We start from the raw sequence: 21222 nt of genomic DNA on the forward strand, positions 1-21222 counted from the left end.
CGGTAATGCAAATGCCTTGTTATGAAACTGACCTTTTTTCGATAATTTTGCCCAACTTTTTGATAGTCATTCATATACTTCCTTGTATATTTTATGCAGACTACAAACACGTCAACCATCTAAAAAATAGCTACATATGATTTTTGATCTCGATCTTATTAAAAAAACCTATGCTGGTATGCCCGTTAAAATTGAAGCGGCGCGCAAACTTACCGGAACACCCCTTACACTGGCAGAAAAAATATTATACGCCCATCTTTATGAGCCACCTGTTCGTGCATATACAAGAGGAAAAGATTATGTTGATTTTGCACCCGACCGGGTAGCCATGCAGGACGCCACTGCGCAAATGGCCCTGCTGCAGTTTATGACCTGCGGCAGAAGCACCGTTGCAGTTCCCTCTACCGTTCATTGCGACCACCTGATACAGGCCAAAGTGGGCGCCGTACAGGATTTAAAAACCGCGGTGGATGTAAACAAAGAAGTATACGATTTTCTTGCCTCCACTTCCAATAAATATGGCATTGGCTTCTGGAAAGCCGGTGCAGGTATCATTCACCAGGTAGTACTCGAAAATTATGCCTTTCCGGGTGGTATGATGATCGGAACCGATTCGCATACACCTAATGCCGGCGGGTTGGGCATGGTAGCCATTGGCGTTGGCGGCGCCGATGCGGTGGATGTGATGGCCGGACTGGCATGGGAACTGAAAATGCCTAAGCTCATTGGCATAAAGCTCACAGGGAAATTAAGCGGATGGGCTTCTCCAAAAGATGTTATACTGAAGGTAGCGGGCATTCTTACCGTAAAAGGCGGTACAGGTGCTATTGTGGAATATTTTGGCGAAGGCGCAGAAAGCCTTAGCGCTACCGGCAAAGGCACTATATGTAATATGGGCGCCGAAATTGGCGCTACCTGTTCTGTTTTTACCTACGATGAAAAAATGGCTGCCTACCTTAAAGCCACAGAACGCGAAGAAGTGGCGGCGCTGGCAGATGGCATTAAAGAACATTTGCGTCCCGACCCGGAAGTGTATGCCAACCCGGAAAAATATTACGACCAGTTGCTCGAAATCAATCTTGATGAACTGGAGCCTTATGTAAACGGTCCTTTTACACCCGACCTGGCATGGCCCATCAGTAAATTTGGCGAAGCGGTAAAAGCCAACCAGTGGCCCGAAAAATTAGAAGTGGCGCTCATTGGTTCCTGCACCAACTCTTCTTATGAAGACATCAGCCGTTCCGCTTCCCTTGCCCAGCAGGCCATTGATAAAAAATTAAAAACAAAGGCCGAATTTACCATTACACCGGGTAGTGAAATGGTTCGTTACACCATTGAAAAAGATGGTTTCTTAGCTACCTTCGACCAGATTGGCGGCGTAGTGCTGGCCAATGCCTGCGGTCCATGCATCGGGCAATGGGCAAGGCATATTGACGACCCTAACCGCAAAAACTCCATCATCACTTCCTTTAACCGCAACTTTGCCAAACGCAACGATGGATTGTCCAGTACACACGCTTTTGTTGCCTCTCCTGAAATTGTTACGGCATTTGCCATTGCGGGCAATCTTACTTTTAACCCGTTAAAAGATACACTCAAAAATGAAAATGGCGAAGAAGTAATGCTTGATGAACCCACAGGATTAGAACTGCCCCCCAAAGGTTTTTCTGTAGACGATCCCGGTTATGAAGCGCCTGCCAAAGACGGCAGCAAGGTGGAGGTAGTGGTAAAACCCGATTCACAGCGCCTGCAGTTGCTTGCCCCTTTTGCGGCATGGGAAGGAGCAGACCTGAAAGGGTTAAAACTACTCATTAAAGCTAAAGGCAAATGTACCACCGACCATATTTCAATGGCAGGGCCCTGGTTAAAATTCAGGGGACATTTAGATAATATCAGCAACAACATGCTCATAGGCGCTATTAATTTTTATAACGAAAAAACAGATACGGTAAAAAACCAGTTAACCGGCCAATACGGGCCTGTTCCCGCCACAGCAAGGGCGTATAAAGCAGCAGGCATTGGAAGTGTAGTAGTGGGTGATGAAAACTATGGTGAAGGGTCAAGCAGGGAACATGCGGCTATGGAACCGCGTCACTTGGGCGTTCGCGCTATCATAGTAAGAAGCTTCGCCCGTATTCATGAAACCAACCTGAAAAAGCAGGGCATGCTGGCGCTTACCTTTGCCAATAAAGAAGACTATGATAAGATACAGGAAGATGACGCCATTGATATTACCGGTTTAACCAGCTTTGCTGCAGGCAAACCACTTACCCTGGTGCTGCACCATGCCAACGGCACTACCGATAACATAACGGTTAACCATACCTACAACGAACCGCAGATACAGTGGTTTAAAGAAGGCGGCGCGCTGAACGTGATCAGGAAACAGTTTGCTAAATAAAGCAGGAATTCCTGTATGCTATATATTTGACCTTTAGCCCAACAGCTAAAGGTCTTTTTTTGTCCGCCGGAAATCCGAAAACCGGAATCTACCCGCCAATGTATAAGTAGCAGTAAACACCATGCACTAAAAAAGCATCGCTTTCATACAGGTCTTCAGCTAAAAACTGAAGGCCTTTTTCATACAGATACCTGGGTGTCAGCCATCAGCCATCGGCTATCAGATAGTAAATACTCATAATAGGATGAATACTCCTTTTCTGCTCATAGCTGGCTGCCTTCCTCAGATTCCGGATTCCCGGCTTCGAATTTCTCCATTTGTGGTTTACTGTTTGCGGTTTATGGTTGCATTCGCTTCGGGTTTGAAATTTGTAGTTTTAATTTTATCCCCCACGGCGAACAGGCCTGCCTGCCCTTTAGGCAAGTTTGATTCCTGTGATTTGTTTCCATGTGCTTCCTTCCGGATTCAGGACAAAACACTTACCACTTATTACTTACTACTTACCACCTCCCCCTCACTTCCCTCCTATTTTTTTTATATATTCTTTAAGCACGTTTTCGTTCCAGCCACTGAAGCGGCCGCGCTGCACTACCAGCGTATTATCTTCCGGATGATTAAGCATGTAATGAAATACAAACTTTCCTTTTGGATTTCGCCAGCCCATCATTTGTCCGAACCGCAGGTCATTAAACACCAGGGTATCGCTCCATAACTCTGCTGTATAAAATTGCTGTGAGAAACGGATAAGGCGCTGCACTTCTTCATGATCGGCAACTGGCTGTAATAAGGAGTCGTTACGATGAAAATACGAAAAATCTATTTGCTTTTTAGTGTCTAATACCGAACGAAATCCCACATGGTAGCCGGTATCATTGCCCGCCACCACATACCAAAGCAGGTTGGTAAAAGGCGCCGGCGTGGTAAAATACCGGGTATAGGCAATATGCTGTTGCCGCAAAATATCTTTCACATCGTTGTTGATCTTTATTTTATTTACCGTGCACCAGCCAAGGTAAAGGAAAGGAAGAAACACCCCGAAGCGCCACCAAAACCTGCGGCGCGGATGATAACTGTGCAGGCTGAATAACATTACAATAGCGATGCCTGTCCAAATTGAGAACAGCGGATCGGCAACATAGATGGCATTAAATGAAAACCGGTGATGATTAAAAGGCTCCAGCCAGCCTACGCCATAATTATTAAAACCATCAAGCAACAAATGCAATAAAACTTCTGTAAGAAAAAAAATCAACCATTTACTGAAGCGGATATGCTGCGGACGGTGTATTTTTTCCGCCACCAGTGCCAATACCGGCGATATAAGTAGCGCAAACAATACAGAGTGTGTAAAACCCCTGTGCGCAAGCAGGTTTTCATCTGTACTTAACCAAAAAGCGCCTACAAAATCTATATCGGGAACGCTTTGGGCCAGTGCTCCCCATAACATCGCTTTTTTACCGAATCCCCTTCCAAAAAAAGCCTCACCCACACAGGCGCCCAATGCTATATGCGTAACAGAATCCATTTCAGGTTATGCCCGGTTTATAATTACAAATACACTATTCATTGCAAATGTATTACTTACCGTTCTGTTTTCGGCAGGGGCAGAATGCATGTTACAAGGAATGACCCTTACAACCTGCAACCTGATACCTGTAACCTACTACCCCCCTCAGTTATGCGCAATAAACACGGGGAGCTTTAATTCTTTTATCAGCACATCGGCCATGCTTGGCCTGAACCACCGCGATACCATACCCCTCCGGTAAGCGCCCAGCACTATAAGCGGTGACAGCTTTTCCGCTTTCAAAAAATTAACGATCTCCGCTTCGGGTATACCCTTCATTACTTTATACGCCGCTTTGGGAAAATGTCTTTTCATGAATTCCCTCATCAATGCATTGTCGGGTAAATGCAGCGACTGGTTTACAGGCTTTACCGACAGCACTTTGGTAGGATGCGCTTTTAAGGCGGGCAGCATATAACTGAACATTTTAATGGCGTGAACAGAAGAAGGCTCACCATCGAATAATAAAACGAGTTTACTAAAAGGCTTATACCGGGCAGGCACTACCAGCACCGGGCATTGAACCTCCGATAAAATATCCCTGACAAACCGGGTGGGGGCCTGTTCGTTACGATTGGTAAACGTTTCAGTGCCGCTGATTACTATCATATCGGCATAAATGCTTTCCTGCAATAGTCCCTGGCTGGCAATGTCTTTATTGCGGCGAACGGCGTATTGTAATCCCGCCTTCCCGCATGCCGCTTCAAAACCGGCCACCGCTTCATCCCTCGTTTTGGCATCTGCCGCAAGGAGCGCTTCCTGCTTTTCAGGAGAAATCCCTCCTTCTTCACCTATCAGATCGTATACTTTATAACTCTGGTAATACGGATCATCCAGGAAAACGCCCACTAAGTGTGCATTGTTTTCTTTAGCGATCTGAATGGCATAATCCCGTGTGCTTTTGGAAAATTTTAATCCGTCAAACGCTGCAATTATTTTTTTCATGCTGGGGTATTGATATGAATATTATGATAGCAATGCAAAAGATTGAAAACAACACCTGATCACATATAGTTGTGCCTGTCCTTCACGAGTACAATTTGCTGACCACCCAGCACATCATCATCCACCACTTCAACATCACCGCCATTGTTCAGCACTTTTTCTATAAGGTCATCAATGACAAGCTTTACACATGAAAATTTATTAAACCGGCTTCCGGGGGCCAGTTCATCTGTTTCCCGCATTTCGGGGTTGTGCATTAAGTTTTTTCCAACAACCAGCAGCCGGCCCCTGTGCTGTGAAAGGCTTTGCTGTACCGCCGTTATGCCATTCACTAATTTCCCTTCCGTTGCGGCTTTTTCTAACTGATGATACAAATGCTTTATTTTTATCTTATCCCAGTCTGTAATATAAGGATGAAGAATATTAAACAATGCCGTTTCAGTAGCTTTGCCATGGCTGCCTTCAATACATTCTACTATACTTTTGCTGTTTGCCGTTAAAGATTTAAAATGCGCCAGCACATTTTTATTACCCACTACCAGCACAGGCATTGGCATGGCCGATAACATAATGGAAAGCCCTTCATCGGTATGCTGCAGAAATTGCTTTACAAAAAAAGCGTTGTCATCTGCAACCCTTTCTCCTGTTGCCGCTTGCTTAAAGCCGGGCATATTTCCCGCGCCGTTGGATTTTATTTTATTAAGCCCGGCAATATTGCCTTCGTATAAGGTACTCCATTTTTCACCCAGCACCAGCACAAAATAGGCAGGTATATTTTTTCTGGCGTAAACGATGTCTCTTATTACAAAAGATTCATTAACAGTAATGGTTTCATTTACCGGCATATTCAAATACATTACCTTTTCAAATACAGGTGAAACGTAAATGGCAATGCTTTTTTTAAACGTGCTGAAATTAAGGCTTTTGATAACCGTTTTCAATTTCAGCATCACCAGATCCGCCAGGTCTTCATCGTACCCGGTTCCCATCTCCCACTCCACCTTCTTCATCGCCTTCTGGAGTTTTTGCAGTAAATCGGCCTTGCGCTGTATAACAGGCTCAAAGGGCATAATAATGGAAACTGCCGGCCAATGCCGCTTTTTTTCCTCTACCGCAGGAGTGGATGTAGAAATTTTAGTTTGCATAATGAAGGCTTTGTCTCAAACATACGCTTTCATACACACGCTAACAATGATGCTGATCACCAGTCGCTATGAGCTTACTCAATCAAATATCCGGGCAAAATGATTTTCAAGATGATTACGCATGGCGTTGCGGAACAATTCGGGCGTACCTTTTTCCAGTATATCCACCAGCCCTTTGTGGGAAACAAATGTTTTGAGATGTAATTGCTTTTTCAGCAGCCCGCTTTTGTGAACATAATCAAAAACCGGCAGCAGCATTTTCTGGAATTTCTTCAAAGTTTCATTACCGGTAATTTCATATAATTTTCCATGAAAAGCGATCTCATGCTGTATATTAAATAAGTGATGATCGGTTACCTGCGGCTCCCTGCTCACAATTTTCTTCAATTCCCTGATATCATCAGCACTGATACGCTGAAAAAGAAAATCCGCCATACCAATTTCAAGCACCAGCCGTATTTCAAATATCCCCTTCAGGGTTTCCTGGTCCAGCACGTGCGGGTTCATGCTTTTACTCATAATGCCAAAAAGGTCCGGACTGGTAATAACCGCTCCTTTCTTCTTTTTGGATTCTATTAATCCCATCATACGCAATCGCAGCAATGCCTCTCTTATTACAGTACGGCTAACACCCAATGTTTCCGCCAGTTCAAGCTCCTTTGGTATAGAGTCGCCGACTTTCAGCTTTCTTTGCTGCAATAATTCAACAAGATTAGCTTCTACCCTGTCTACCAAAGTGCTGGTATCCAATAATTTAAAGCTTTCTTTTACAGCGGTTTCACTCATAATATGTATAACTTAATAGTAAAACAAATGTATTCGTTAATTGCACTCCATCGTACATAATTCTTTTCATCCCGCATAAATAATATCAAAAAAAAGCGCTAAAAACTTTGGTTCTTTAATAAAACTGAGTATTTTTATTATGTCATACATAATACAAATGTAATAAATTTTAAAAACTGCTGTATGAGAATGTTTAATTTAAAATCTTGTTTACTGATAACCTGTATATGCTTCGCTTTGCTGGGCTGGGCACAGGGCAGGAAAATTTCGGGGAAAGTTACTTCAAAAGATGGAGAACCGCTTTCGGGCGTTAGTATTACGGTGAAGGGCAAAACTACAGGAGCTTTCACCAATGCGGATGGCAATTTTACACTGGATGCTGCCGAAGGCGATGTGCTGGTTATTAGCTCAGTTGGCTATAACAACGCTGAGTTCACCATTAGCGCCAAGGCTACTGCCACAATCATTTTAACAGCCGCCGAATCGTCAAAGCTGGATGAAGTGGTGGTAGTGGGTTATGGTACCGCTAAACGATCCAAGCTTACTTCTTCCATATCCAAGCTCGACAACAAAGTATTGGAAACAGGGCTGCGTTCCAACCCTGCACAGGCGTTGGCCGGAACGATTCCCGGTTTGCGGGTTTCAACAGGCACGGGCCGCCCCGGTTCTTTGCCTTCCATTATTTTAAGAGGCGGAACCAATTTTGACGGATCGGGCAGCCCTTTAATATTAATGGATGGACAGGTAAGGGAATCGCTTAGCGATATTAACCCTGAAGATATTGCCAGTATGGAAGTTTTAAAAGATGCTTCCGCAACAGCTATCTACGGTGCAAGGGCAAGCAATGGGGTAATTCTCATTACTTCTAAAAGAGGAAAGGCTGGCCAGTCTTCCATAACCCTGAATGTGAAAAGAGGAACCAGTTACCTGAATGTTCCTTACAATTTTTTAAATGCCGAAGATTATATTAAATGGACCCGTATGGGTGTGGTGCAGGCCATTATCAATAACACATTTGGTACCGTTGCTTCCAATTCGGCTCTTTCAGCCGTAGGACCAAGGTCAACCGGTAATGTTTATAAAGATTCAGCAACAGGGCCTGTTCTGGATGGTAATTACGATAACAGGGCAATATGGAGTGTAATGCGTTTAAATGATTTGAACCGTGAACTATTAAACCAGCCCGGCTGGAAAACCATGAAAGACGCGGTGCTTACCAATGATCAAGGAAACTACGACCCTAACGGAACTTATGCCGATCTTATTTATAAAGATTTTAACTATGGCGATTACGGCTTATATAATAAAGCTACGGTACAGGAATATAATGTAGGTATGAGCGGCGGTAACGACCGGGGTAGCTATTTTGCCAACGTGGGCTATTATGATGAAGGCGGTTTATCACTTAAAACATTTTATAAGCGTTTAACCTTTACACTAAATGGGGATTATAAAATAAAAGACTGGTTAAAGTCTGAAAGCAGCCTGCAGTTTAATAAAGCCAACTGGAGAGACCAGTCTTTACAAAACGGCGAAGGGAATTATTGGGGCCGGATGCTTTCTGCTCCGCCTACTATGCGGGGAACCAATGCAAATGGAGAACTTATCTTAGGCCGCGATGCAAGCGATGGTAATCCCATTATTAACATTGATAAATATAAACGCAGTAACCAAACGGATAAATTCACTTTAGGACAATCATTCCGGGTGGATATATTAAAAGACCTCTATGTAAAACTGGGCGCCATCTGGATGTATGATGAAGGTATTGCGGAATCTTTCAACCAGGATTTTCGCACGGGCAGGTTGAGCAAAACCGATCCGAACCTGGGATGGAACAGAACGAGAATAAGTGAAGCTTCCTTCGGCAGAACCATCCGGCAAACCTACAATGCTATTGTTAATTATCATACCGGTTTCCTGGGCAGGAATAATATTGATGCTATGGCTGGTTTTGAATATTATGACGCTTATGCCAAAGGTGTTTACGCAGCCGGGGCCCAGGCGCCTACCGATGATTTCCAGGATCTGCAATACACCTTAAATAATGCAACCACCCAAACCCGCACTACCGACTCTTATCATTCCAGAGACCGGATCATGTCGGGCTTTGGACGCCTGTTGTATGATTGGGATGGTAAATACCTTGCCAGCTTTACCGTAAGACGGGATGGTGTTTCCCGGTTGACGCGTGACAACCAATATGGAACATTTCCTGCCGCATCAGTAGGCTGGATGATGCACAGGGAGAATTTTATGTCATCAGCAAGAAACTGGTTATCCTACTTAAAACTCAGGGCAAGTTGGGGTAAAAATGGCAACATCGGTATTGGAACCAGCAATGCTGTCGGGGCTTATGAAGTACAGGGTTCTTATGGCTCACAGCAACCTTATAATGGTAGTATCGGTTTCCTGCAAACTGGTATAGCTAATCCATTATTACGCTGGGAAAAGACAAATACAACCGAATTAGGTGCCGATATGGGATTTCTTAATAACAGGTTAAATGCTTCAATAGCTTATTACAACAGGATTACAGAAGATAAACTCGCGTTTATAGACCTGCCTACTTCTTCGGGTGTATCCAGTGTCAGAACCAATAATGGAAGCATGCGCAACAGGGGATTTGAAGCAGAAGCAAGCTATAAAATCATACAGGGAAAAAATTTGACCTGGCAGGTAAACGCTAATGCCGCCTGGAATAAAAACACCCTCCTGAAGCTTCCTTTTAATGGTAATGATAAAAACAGGCAGGGTGGTACTCAGATTTATGATCCTGCAACCGGGCAATTAATATGGGTTGGCGGTTTCCAGGAAGGACAGGAATGGGGCGAGCTATTTGGTTTTGTTGCTGAAGGTATAATACGTACTCAAAAAGACCTGGAAGACTATAACAAATTTGACGAAGCGGCAAAAGCAGCTTATCAGAATGGTGGTGCAGGCAGAGGTGTAGCCAGCAGGAAATTAATTGATCAGTATAACTTAAATGCAGGCAGATTGCCCAATAACCCGCTTTATATAGCCACACAATTAGGCGATGTAATGTGGAAGGACATAGATAAAAATGATACAATTGATTATCGCGACAGGGTTTCGCTGGGCCGCACCCTACCACGCTGGACAGGTGGGTTCAGTACTACGGTATCATGGAAAGGGCTTAGCCTCTTTGCCCGTTTGGATTTTGCATTCGGTCATATCCAGCAGGATTTTCAGCAGATGTGGTCTTTGGCAAGCGCCCAGGGTGAGTTTAATGCAACGGATATTGTGAAAGATACCTGGACTCCCGACAATCCCAATGCAAAATATCCAAGGTATTCATGGGCCGACCAGTTGAACACCAAGAATTTTGACAGGCCCAGCAGTATGTTCTTTGTAAACTCCGGCTACCTGGCATTCAGGGAAGTTTCATTAAGCTATGCTTTGCCAACTGACTTATTAAAGCAGGCAAAGATCAGCGGACTGCGGCTAACCGTTACCGGCCAAAACCTGGGCTATTTAACTAACAGCCTGATTAATTTGCCGGAGCGTACCGGCCTTCAGAGCAGCGCTTATACCATCCCAACACAATTGGTTTTTGGTGCTAATCTAACCTTTTAATCAATTTAATGAAGTTCATTATGAAGAAGCTTAAATATATATTCCTTATGGCAATGATTGCGATTGCCGCCTCATCATGCCGCAAAACATTAGAGCTTGTGCCGGAAGATTATTACGGCGATGGAAATTTTTGGAAAACCGAAGCCCAGGTAACCAATTTTATGGTGGGACTGCACAAACAATTCCGCGATAACCAGTTTATGTTCTTACGGCTGGGTGAAATGCGGGGCGGCGGTTTCAGTAATGTAGACCGGCAAAATACATCACTGAATGAATTGACCATCATTAACCAGGCAATAGAAGAAACTTCTTCCGGTGTAATCAGTTGGGCCGGCTTTTATAACCCCATACTACAGCTTAACCTCTTTGTTCAGAAAGTAGAAGCGATTGATTTTTTAGCCGCAGATAAGAAGAGCTATTTACTGGGGCAGGCTTATGCCATGAGGGCTTATTACTATTTTCAGTTGCTTCGCACTTATGGAGGTGTGCCTTTGGTGCTGGAGCCTGAGGTATTAACCGGTGCAACAGATGTAGTGGCGCTGCGCAAACCAAGAGCCACTGAAGCGGAAGTTTTAGCCGCTATTAAAGCAGATGTAAATAAATCACTGACAAGCTTTGGCAATACACCCGCACCTGCTGATAAAAGCCAATGGAACCCCCAGGCTGCTTTGATGTTAAAGGGTGAAGTGTGGCTGTGGTCTGCTAAATTGTATAATACAACAGCCGATCTGGCAGAAGCTAAAGCGGCGTTAAATGCTATAACAGGTACATCATTGCAAACAAATTTTACAGATGCATTCAGCTACGGGAAAAAGAATAACAGTGAAATTATTTTAGCTATCCGTTTCCGCATAGGCGAAGCAACCATGAGTAATTATTCCACCTTTCTCTATTCATCATTCAATTTTTCCGGGCTGCACTACAAAGATTCTACCGGTAGTGGCACTACATTGGATGACCCCTTAACGCTGGGAACGGGTGGCGGTATTCAACGCTACGCTTACACATTTGAATTGTTCCAGTCTTATGATGTAGCCGATAAGAGGAGGAATGCCACTTTTTATGATTATTATAAAGTAGACAAGAGTACTACTCCGCCCGTTGTAACCGTAAGAAACACCGCCCTCGTAAAGTTTATGGGAATGATTGATGCTAATGTAAGGAACTATGCAGACGACTGGCCGGTATATCGTGAAGCCGACAGGTTATTGATGCTGGCAGAGATCACTAATGCCGAAGGCGCCGATCCGTCCGAATATATAAAAGCAATCCGCGACCGGGCCTTTGCCAATGCCGATCCTACGCCTTTTGTAAACGGAACACCGGATGAAAACGAACTGGCCATTTTTGCCGAACGCAGTAAAGAATTTGTGTATGAAGGCAAACGCTGGTATGATATTCGCCGGATGAAGTTTGCAGGAGAACCCCTTGTTTTTATAAGTGCCAGTCACCCTTATGGGGTATTAGATAAAGGCACACAGGGTTATAAAATATTGTGGCCGGTAGAAACTGCTATCTGGACTAATGATCCGCTGGTTGATCAAACACCGGGCTATACTACTTCTAAACCAAAATGATGTACATGATTTTCGGATTTAACTAACTTTAATCCGCTGAATATGTATTGTTCCTGTAGCCGTCTTAATGTATAACCGGGAATATTCCTGCTCCCGGTTTTTTAAAAAATCATATTTTCAATTTCCAAATAAAGCATATGAGATCAGAACATTTAAAAGGATTAATAGCAGCGCCCTTTACTCCTATGCATAAAGATAGCTCTTTGAATACCTCCCTCATACCGCAGTATTATGAAATGCTGAAAGCAAACGGTGTTACCGGCGCTTTTATCTGCGGCTCTACCGGCGAAGGCGTTGCTATGACGATGGCAGAAAAGAAGGCGGTGGCCAAAGCCTGGGCCGATGCCACTAAAGCGGACGATGATTTTAAAGTAATGCTGTTTCTGGGTGGTACCAGTATTGCCGATTGTAAAGAACTGGCCCTCCATGCAAAGCAAAGTGGTTTATACGCTATATCTTTTACAGCGCCATTTTATTTTAAACCTGCCAATGCCGCCATGCTGGCCGCCGCCTGTGCGGAAGTGGCAGGAGCCGTACCCGGTATGCCTTTTTACTATTATCATATCCCTGTGCTAACAGGGGTTAATATAGCCATGTACGATTTGCTGGAAGAAATAGATGGTAAGATACCCAACTTTGCAGGGATCAAATACACCCACGAAGACTTCATGGATTTTCTTTCGTGTATGCGTTTTCAAAACGGGAAGTATGATATGTTGTGGGGACGCGATGAAAATATGCTTTCGGCACTGGTGCTGGGTACCAAAGGCGCGGTAGGAAGCACATTTAACTATGCAGCGCCGTTATATTATAACCTGATTGATGCGTTTAACAACAATGATCTTGAAAAGGCCCGGACCTTACAGCAACAATCTATTGACATGATCCGCCTTTTGGGTAAATACGGCGGTATTGCTACCGGAAAGGCCTACATGAAGTTGATTAATATGGATTGCGGCGAATTCAGGCTTCCGGTAAAAAATATGACGACCGCGGAATTTGAATTATTTAAAAAGGATGTGGCCGCCATTGGGTTTGATCGCTTTGCATCGGTTGGCACGGCGGCTCATAAAGCGTAACGATCGATGATCAGACTCTCTTTATTTATTTTCTTAAGCAGTATGACGATGCCGCTAAATTCCTGTAAAAACCAGGAACAAGAATATAGTTTGACCTGGCGTATTGCAGGCGAACTGCCTCCCCTTCCGGGACACGAAAAACCGATCGGGGTTGCAGGGTCTGTGGCAGGCGTTGCAAACGATGTATTATTGATCGCCGGCGGGGCTAATTTCCCGGACAGCTTTCCCTGGACGGGCGGAAAGAAAAAATATTACGCTGAAGGTTTTGTGATGAAAAGAATACAGAAAGATTCACTATCACTCTATAAAACATTTTCTTTGCCTTATGCCCTGGCCTACCCGGCCTGCATCTCCACTCCCGTTGGAATTGTATGCGCTGGTGGCGAAAATGGGAAAGGTGTCAGCTCCAAAGCAATCCTGCTGCAATGGAATGATCATAGCAATAGTGTGATCATCAAAAAATTACCTGACCTTCCTCTCCCCGTTACCAACGCAGGTATTGCCATGCACGGTAATATAATATACCTTGCAGGTGGAGAAAACAGCGACAGTGCTTCGAGTGGTTTTTACAGCCTGGATATTACAGATGCAGCCGCCCAATGGAATACTTTACCCAACCTGCCCCATGCCGTTTCCCATGCTGTAGTTGTTGCGCAATCTGCTGCCGGTAACCCTTTGGTGTATGTATTGGGTGGCAGAAAGAAAAACAGCAATGGCATCAGCGATATCTATGCATCCGCTCATGCATTTGATCTTAAAAAAAAGGAATGGAAGGAAATTAAATCATTACCCTACAGCCTGTGCGCCGGAACGGGTATAGCTACTGGTAAAAATGAAATATTGCTGTTTGGCGGAGATAAGGGAGAAACTTTTCATGAAACAGAATTATTAATAGCCGCCATCAATGCAACCACCGATACAGTAAAAAAACAGCATCTGATCCGGCAAAAAGATCAATTGCAATCTGCACACCCAGGGTTTAGTAAGGAAGTACTGGTATACAATACCACAACAAACAATTGGACAAATACCGCTCCGCTCCCTTTTAAAGCGCCTGTTACTACTACCGCCATTTTATGGGATAACGAGGTGGTAATACCCAATGGAGAAATAAGAGCCGGGGTACGCACACCTGAAATATGGATGGGGAGAATACAGTAGGTTGCAGGGTACAGGTTTCAGGTTACACGGGGGACCAGAAACGGCTAAATGTTTGAGCGCAGGAATAAAAAAACGATGTATACCTATGTGCCGCTATGTGCCTATGATTCTATGTGGTAAAAAATAAAGAACGGAGCACGAAGTATACTGCACTCAGCAAGGTTTTTCTTTGCGTGCTTTGTGAATGCTTTGCGCGTTTTGCGGTAAAAAAATGTATAACATGCAAATGAAACATTCAAAAAACTATCCCTGGATTGTGGTTGGACTCTTGTGGGTGGTTGCGCTGCTCAATTATATGGACAGGCAGATGCTCAGCACCATGCAGCCTTCGATGATGATTGATATCGTGGAATTAAGAGAGGCAAGGGATTTTGGAAGGCTGATGGCTATCTTCCTCTGGATATATGGATTCATGAGCCCGGTGGCAGGAATGATAGCCGACCGGATCAACCGTAAATGGCTGATCGTGATAAGTCTTTTTGTCTGGAGCGGAGTAACGTATATGATGGGCTATTGCGAAAATTTTAATCAGTTGTACTGGCTCAGGGCAATTATGGGCGTAAGCGAAGCATTGTATATCCCTGCAGGACTTTCACTGATTGCCGACTATCATACTTCAAAAACGAGGTCACTGGCAATTGGCATTCATATGACCGGTTTATACATGGGGCAGGCATTGGGTGGCTTTGGCGCTACCGTTGCATCCAACTATTCATGGCAATCGGCTTTTCATTATTTTGGAATCATTGGAATTATGTATTCCCTCCTATTGATTCTTTTTTTACATGAGAAAAAATCGCCGGAACAAACACTTGCAACAACACATAACATCATAAAAGAAAAAGCGTCTTTGTTTAAAGGATTAGGATTGCTTTTTTCCAATATTGCCTTTTGGATCATTCTCTTCTATTTCGCGGTACCCAGCCTTCCGGGATGGGGTGTTAAAAACTGGCTGCCTACTTTGTTCGCCAAAAACCTGGGCATTAACATGTCTGTGGCCGGGCCACTTTCAACCATCACTATAGCTGCCTCTTCTTTCCTCGGTGTAATCTTCGGGGGAATATTATCTGACCGATGGGTTCAAAAAAATATCAGGGGCAGAATTTATACCAGCGCCATAGGTCTGGCTTTAACGATCCCTTCCTTATTATTGGTTGGTTATGGCCATTCCATGTTTCATGTAATTGGTGCCGCTTTTTGCTTTGGCTTTGGCTTCGGCATGTTCGATGCCAATAATATGCCTATTCTTTGCCAGTTCGTTTCGTCTAAATACAGGGCAACGGCGTATGGGCTAATGAACATGACGGGAGTATTTGCCGGCGCATTGGTAACAGACTGGCTGGGAAAATCAACCGATGCCGGAAACCTGGGAAAAAGCTTTGCCATGCTTTCGGCTATTGTTCTGGTGGCGCTGATTATCCAGGTGTCTTTTCTGCGGCCAAAAGCAAATGATTTTGATGAGTTTTCAAAAAACAAATGATTTTCCGATACTTTGATTCATACGCCACGAATGCACGAATTCGTACAGTTTTACCGAAAACCCTATTAAAAATTTGTGCATTCGTGGCATAAAACACGATAAGATTTCTATGCATTATACGCTAAACGATTTAAAGGATCTTAAAGAATTTTACAGTAATCAACTGCTCAATGATACCGTTCCGTTTTGGTTCCCCCGTTCCTTTGATAAGGAGCATGGTGGTTTTTTACTGATGCGGAATGCGGATGGCAGTTTAATTGATGATGATAAAGCAGTGTGGATACAGGGAAGAGCAACCTGGCTGCTTTCTACTTTATACAATACAGTCGGAAAAAAACAGGAATGGTTAGCCGGCGCGAAATTGGGATATGATTTCTTGAATGCACATTGTTTTGATACTGATACCTGCCCGAACCAACCGGGGCGGGTCAGCCCGAACCAACAGGGGCGGGGGCAAATGTTTTTTCATGTAACCCGCGATGGCCGGCCGATTCGTAAAAGGAGGTATTTTTTTTCTGAAACTTTTTATGTAATTGCAGCGGCAGCCTATGCACAAGCGAGCGGAAGTGAAGAAGCAGCCCAAAGAGCCAGGGAAGTATTTGGAGATTGCATTGCGTATGCTAATGGTGAAAAAAAGCTGGAACCCAAGTTTACGGGTACCCGGCCATCCAAAGGTATTGGCGTGCCCATGATCATGATGAATACCGCGCAACAGTTGAGAGAAACGATTGGTGACGATCGTTGTGATGAATTGATTTCAAAATGGATTGAAGAAATAGAAAGAGATTTTATAAAAGATGATATCAGGTGTGTGATGGAACAGGTAGCGCCCGATGGCAGCGTCATTGATCATATTGACGGCAGAACACTCAACCCCGGTCATGCCATTGAAGGCGCCTGGTTTATTTTGCACGAAGCAAAACACCGCAACAACGATCCGCATTTGATTGAGAGGGGTTGTAAAATGCTTGATTACATGTGGGAACGGGGATGGGATGCTACATATGGCGGTATACTTTACTTCCGTGATGTATACCACAAACCCGTTCAGGAATACTGGCAGGATATGAAATTCTGGTGGCCGCATAACGAAACCATTATTGCTACTTTGCTGGCTTACCTGTTAACAGGTAATGAAAAATATGCCGGATGGCATAAGCTCGTGCACGATTATGCCTATCAGCACTTTCATGATAAAGAAAACGGGGAATGGTTCGGTTATCTGCACCGCGATGGAAGCATTGCACAAACCGCTAAAGGAAATTTGTTCAAAGGCCCGTTTCATTTACCCAGACAGGAGTGGTATTGCGCAAAACTACTGGAAGATCATTTGGCAATTAATGACCAGAAATAAAAGTAAATTCGGAATTATTACCTGCATCAACTTTTAAATTGAACGTGTTATGAAAAAAACAGCAGCAACAACTATCGCATTATTTGTATTTATTACCACAGCATTGGCCCAGGTAAAAAACATTCCTGTTTTTGTATCAGGTACGGAAGGACATAAAAGCTACCGCATTCCTGCTATCATTGGATTACCCAACGGCAGTTTACTGGCCTTTTGTGAAGGCCGTGTGCATGGTTCAGACGACTTTGGTGATATCAATATTGTTGTAAAACGCAGCAACGATAAAGGAAAAACATGGAGTGCATTGCAAACGGTTGTTGATGCGGATACCCTGCAGGCAGGTAATCCCGCGCCGGTTGTAGACCTCACCGATCCTGCCTATCCCCAGGGAAGAATTTTTTTATTTTACAACACAGGCAATAATCATGAAGGAGAAGTAAGAAAGGGAAAGGGACTGAGGGAAGTTTGGTATAAAACGTCAACCGACAATGGAATTACATGGAATGAACCAGTGAATATTACTGCACAAACACATCGCCCCAAACAACCACAGGTAAATACAGCATACAATTTTCCGGAAGACTGGCGCAGCTATGCCAATACGCCCGGTCATGCCATGCAATTTGGTACAGGTAAATACAAAGGCCGCATTTTTATAGCAGCCAACCATTCTGCCGGCAGCCCGCAACCGCAGTTTGCCGATTACCAGGCCCATGGTTTTTATACAGACGATCATGGCAAAACTTTTCACCTGGGTGAAACCGTTAAACTTCCGGGAAGCAATGAATCTATGGCAACGGAACTTTCGGGCAGCAAGCTGATGATGAACAGCCGCAACCAGAAAGGAGATATCCGGGCAAGGATTGTTTCACTAAGCAGCGATGGTGGTTCCACCTGGGATACTACCTATTTTGATAAGAATCTTCCTGATCCTGTTAACCAGGGCAGTATTTTAACTATCGGTAAGAAAAAGGAGAAAAACATTATTGCCTTTTGCAATGCTGCCGATACTAAGCAAAGAGATAACCTTACCCTGCGCATAAGTTATGATGACGGTAAAACATGGAAAAAAAATATTGTAATTGCTAAAAGTGAAAATGATCAAAAGGATTATGCCGCCTATTCCGATATCGTAAACATAACGAAGAACGAAATAGGCATACTCTATGAGAAAGATGGTTATTCAACAATTGTTTTTACCGTGGTGAAATGGAGGTGATAAAATAATGCTCAAATATTTGTGATGCTCAAAAAAAACAGGTTGGCAGGAAAAACATTTTCATTTATTGGAATCGTAATTTTTGTAGCGCTGCTGTGTTACCAAACAGGGAATACCATCCCGCTACCACCGCAGTCATTTCCCGAAACAACTATTGCCATACCACTGGCAGGAAATGGATACATTACTCAAATGGCATCGGGAGGTTCTGCCGAAATTACCAAAAACGGGTTGAGCAAATGGGCTGACACCGGGAGCGTAATCAGCATTTTTTTCAGGCTGGAAAAAACAGGCCATTTGCAGGTGGCCCTCAAAGCCAAAGCCATTTCTGGCAACAGCGCCATAAAAGTTTCGCTTAACGGAACAGATTTTAGTGTGCGCCTTACCGGTAGTGAAAATAAAACCTGGTTTGCAGGAACAGTAGCCATTTCAAAACCCGGTTATATAAAGGTTGATTTGCAGGGCATAAGCAAAACAGGAACATACTTTGCCGATGTTTCCGATATCCTCATCGGCGGTTCCGCAACAACCGGTGGCGTTGTTTTTGCCAATGATCCTGAAAATTTTTACTGGTCAAGAAGAGGACCCTCCTGCCATTTGAATTATACGATCCCCCATGGCGATAAGGAATATTTTTACAGCGAGTTAACCGTTCCCGAAGGAGAAGATAAAATGAGTACCTATTTTATGGCGAATGGTTTTGGAGAAGGGTATATGGGTATACAGGTAAACTCCCCAACAGAAAGAAGGGTTCTTTTTTCTGTTTGGGATGCTGATTCAGGCAAAACAATACTTGTGAGGAAAGGAGAACATGTGATTGCTCAGGGCTTTGGTGGTGAAGGTACAGGCGGACAAAGTTACCTGGTCTTTAACTGGAAAGCCGGCACTACCTATAAATTTTTAACCCACGGAAAACCGGACGGGGAAGGTAATACCATTTACACATCCTGGTTTTTTGCACCGGAGGCCGGCAACTGGAAATTGGTAGCCTCCTGGAAAAGACCCAACACCCATACCTTCCTTACCCGGTTTCATGGTTTCCTTGAAAATTTCAATCCCAATGAAGGTTACCGGGAAAGAAAAGCGTACTGGAGCAATCAATGGATACGGTTAGCAAACGGAACCTGGACGGAAGTAACAGCCTTTACATTTTCCGTTGACGCCACGGGCAAAAATAAACAGCGGCAGGATTATGCAGGCGGAGTAGAAAATGGAAAATTCTTTTTGCGAATGGGTGGCTTTTTTAATGATAAGGTTTCACCCGGCTCCGGTTTTACAAAACCCGCTACCCGGCAACAACCCGCCATTGACCTGGATGCATTACCCTAAGATTTAGCATCATTATCAATCTGTATTATTCAATGTCCTGTTCAAACTATTTTATCAAAAACCGATACCTGTTAACGGGGCAACGCGCATCTTGCGCAACCGTTTGCACATATATCTGATAGTTTATTATCTTAATTTCATATTTAAAATCATCTTAAAACAGCAGCTATATGAACAGGAAAGAATTTGTAAAAAATGCGGGACTGGTAGCCGCCTCCCTTACCGTATTACCAACCGCTACTCTATTTGCCGGCAGAAAAAGCGCTGACCCAAAAGTAAAAATGGCAATCATTGGAGTAGGATTAAGGGGGCAAAACCATCTTGACCTGCTGTTAAGAAGGAATGATGTGGACCTGGTTGCTATTTGCGACATAGATGAGCGCATGCTGAAGCCGGCAAAGGAAATGATTACCAAAGCCGGCAAAAAAATGCCCGTTATTTATACCGGCGATAATTATGCCTGGAAAAAGATGCTGGAAAAAGAAAAGGTAGACGGCATTGTAATTGCAACGCCATGGGAATGGCACAAGCCTATGATCATTGGTTCATTGGAAGCCGGTGTTAAATATGTGGGTACGGAAGTTGTGCTGGGTATTACATTACAGGATCACTGGGACGTGGTAAAAGCCGCCGAAAAATATAATGCAAACGTTATGATGATGGAAAACGTTTGCTATCGCCGCGATGTAATGGCTGTATTAAATATGGTACGCCAGGGGTTACTGGGCGAAATGATTCACCTGCAGGGCGGATACCAGCACGATTTACGTGAAGTAAAATTCAACGATGGCGTTCATGCTTACGGGCATGGCGTTGAATTTGGTGAAAAAGCTTTTTCTGAAGCGCACTGGAGAACGGAGCATGGCGTTCACCGCAACGGCGACCTGTACCCCACGCATGGCATTGGCCCCATAGCCCATTACATTAACATCAACAGGGGGAACCGGTTTACTACTTTAAGCTCCTTCTCTTCCAAGGCAAGGGGTTTACATAACTATATTGTAAAGAACGGCGGCGAAAACCATCCCAATGCAAAAGTAAAGTTCAAATTAGGCGATGTGGTTACCACGCATATTGGCTGTGCCAATGGTGAAACCATTTTGCTGCAGCTGGATACCAATTTGCCAAGACCCTACTCGCTTGGCTTTAGGGTGCAGGGTACACAGGGACTATGGATGGATGTAAACAATGGCATGTATATAGAAGGTAAATCGGCCAAGCCCCACGCATGGGATGACGCCAAAGCCTGGTTAGATAAATATGACCATCCTTTATGGGCCAGGTGGAGTAAAGAAACCGCAGACGCCGGACATGGCGGTATGGATTTTTTTGTAATTCATGCGCTGGTAGAATCCATTAAACGAAAAACCCCAACCCCTATGGATGTGTACGATGCCGCCGCGTGGAGTGCTATTACACCGCTAAGCGAAAGCTCTATTGAGCTGGGAAATCAAACCGTAGAATTCCCCGACTTTACAGGCGGTCAATGGATGTACAGAAAGCCGGTATTTGCGCTAAATGACGCTTATTAATAATTACAAAACCGGTAAGGCTTGCGTTAGGGCAAACCCTACCGGTTTTATTA

The 21222-nt window shown here is 44.1% G+C and carries 14 protein-coding genes; 10 read left to right on the top strand and 4 right to left on the bottom strand.

Annotated features, from left to right (window positions below; all coding sequences use genetic code 11):
- Positions 1-136 precede the first annotated feature (136 nt).
- Complete coding sequence (locus VL121_RS07480; protein ID WP_325403773.1) at positions 137-2401, top strand: aconitate hydratase; 2265 nt, start codon at positions 137-139, stop codon at positions 2399-2401.
- A gap of 514 nt (positions 2402-2915) precedes the next feature.
- Here the strand turns inward: VL121_RS07480 and VL121_RS07485 are convergent.
- From VL121_RS07485 to VL121_RS07500, 4 genes are all read right to left on the bottom strand, one after another.
- Positions 2916-3926 (bottom strand): metal-dependent hydrolase, encoded by a 1011-nt coding sequence (locus tag VL121_RS07485; protein ID WP_325403775.1) that lies wholly within the window; start codon positions 3924-3926, stop codon positions 2916-2918.
- Positions 3927-4073: 147 nt separating this feature from the next.
- Positions 4074-4913, bottom strand: coding sequence for a universal stress protein (locus tag VL121_RS07490; RefSeq protein WP_325403777.1), 840 nt, complete (start codon positions 4911-4913; stop codon positions 4074-4076).
- Positions 4914-4972: 59 nt separating this feature from the next.
- Positions 4973-6058, bottom strand: coding sequence for a baeRF3 domain-containing protein (locus tag VL121_RS07495; protein ID WP_325403778.1), 1086 nt, complete (start codon positions 6056-6058; stop codon positions 4973-4975).
- Between the two features lie 78 nt (positions 6059-6136).
- Entirely contained in the window at positions 6137-6844 is a 708-nt protein-coding gene (locus tag VL121_RS07500) for a FadR/GntR family transcriptional regulator (RefSeq protein WP_325403780.1), read from the bottom strand.
- 183 nt (positions 6845-7027) lie between these two features.
- On the opposite strand from VL121_RS07500, the gene VL121_RS07505 reads away from it, so the two are divergent.
- From VL121_RS07505 to VL121_RS07545, 9 genes are all read left to right on the top strand, one after another.
- Positions 7028-10441 (top strand): SusC/RagA family TonB-linked outer membrane protein, encoded by a 3414-nt coding sequence (locus VL121_RS07505; RefSeq protein ID WP_325403782.1) that lies wholly within the window; start codon positions 7028-7030, stop codon positions 10439-10441.
- A 20-nt stretch (positions 10442-10461) separates the two neighbouring features.
- A complete protein-coding gene (locus tag VL121_RS07510; RefSeq protein ID WP_325403784.1) occupies positions 10462-12018 on the top strand; it encodes a RagB/SusD family nutrient uptake outer membrane protein in 1557 nt (518 codons plus the stop codon).
- Positions 12019-12155: 137 nt separating this feature from the next.
- Entirely contained in the window at positions 12156-13097 is a 942-nt protein-coding gene (locus VL121_RS07515; RefSeq protein ID WP_325403785.1) for a dihydrodipicolinate synthase family protein, read from the top strand.
- Positions 13098-13103: 6 nt separating this feature from the next.
- Positions 13104-14258, top strand: coding sequence for a tRNA wybutosine-synthesizing protein 4 beta-propeller domain-containing protein (locus VL121_RS07520; RefSeq protein WP_325403787.1), 1155 nt, complete (start codon positions 13104-13106; stop codon positions 14256-14258).
- A gap of 226 nt (positions 14259-14484) precedes the next feature.
- Positions 14485-15738 carry an MFS transporter gene (locus tag VL121_RS07525; protein ID WP_325403789.1) on the top strand — a complete coding sequence of 418 codons (1254 nt, stop codon included), beginning with the start codon at positions 14485-14487 and terminating at the stop codon, positions 15736-15738.
- A 109-nt stretch (positions 15739-15847) separates the two neighbouring features.
- The gene (locus VL121_RS07530) at positions 15848-17092 is read left to right on the top strand and encodes an AGE family epimerase/isomerase (protein WP_325403791.1); all 1245 of its coding nucleotides are present in this window, start codon (positions 15848-15850) and stop codon (positions 17090-17092) included.
- Between the two features lie 49 nt (positions 17093-17141).
- The gene (locus VL121_RS07535) at positions 17142-18308 is read left to right on the top strand and encodes a sialidase family protein (RefSeq protein ID WP_325403793.1); all 1167 of its coding nucleotides are present in this window, start codon (positions 17142-17144) and stop codon (positions 18306-18308) included.
- A gap of 24 nt (positions 18309-18332) precedes the next feature.
- Complete coding sequence (locus VL121_RS07540) at positions 18333-19637, top strand: DUF3472 domain-containing protein (RefSeq protein ID WP_325403795.1); 1305 nt, start codon at positions 18333-18335, stop codon at positions 19635-19637.
- Positions 19638-19807: 170 nt separating this feature from the next.
- On the top strand, positions 19808-21169 hold the full coding sequence (locus tag VL121_RS07545; protein ID WP_325403797.1) for a Gfo/Idh/MocA family protein: 1362 nt from the start codon (positions 19808-19810) through the stop codon (positions 21167-21169).
- Positions 21170-21222 lie beyond the last annotated feature (53 nt).

Source organism: Agriterribacter sp. (assembly GCF_035497235.1).
Lineage (GTDB): Bacteria > Bacteroidota > Bacteroidia > Chitinophagales > Chitinophagaceae > Agriterribacter.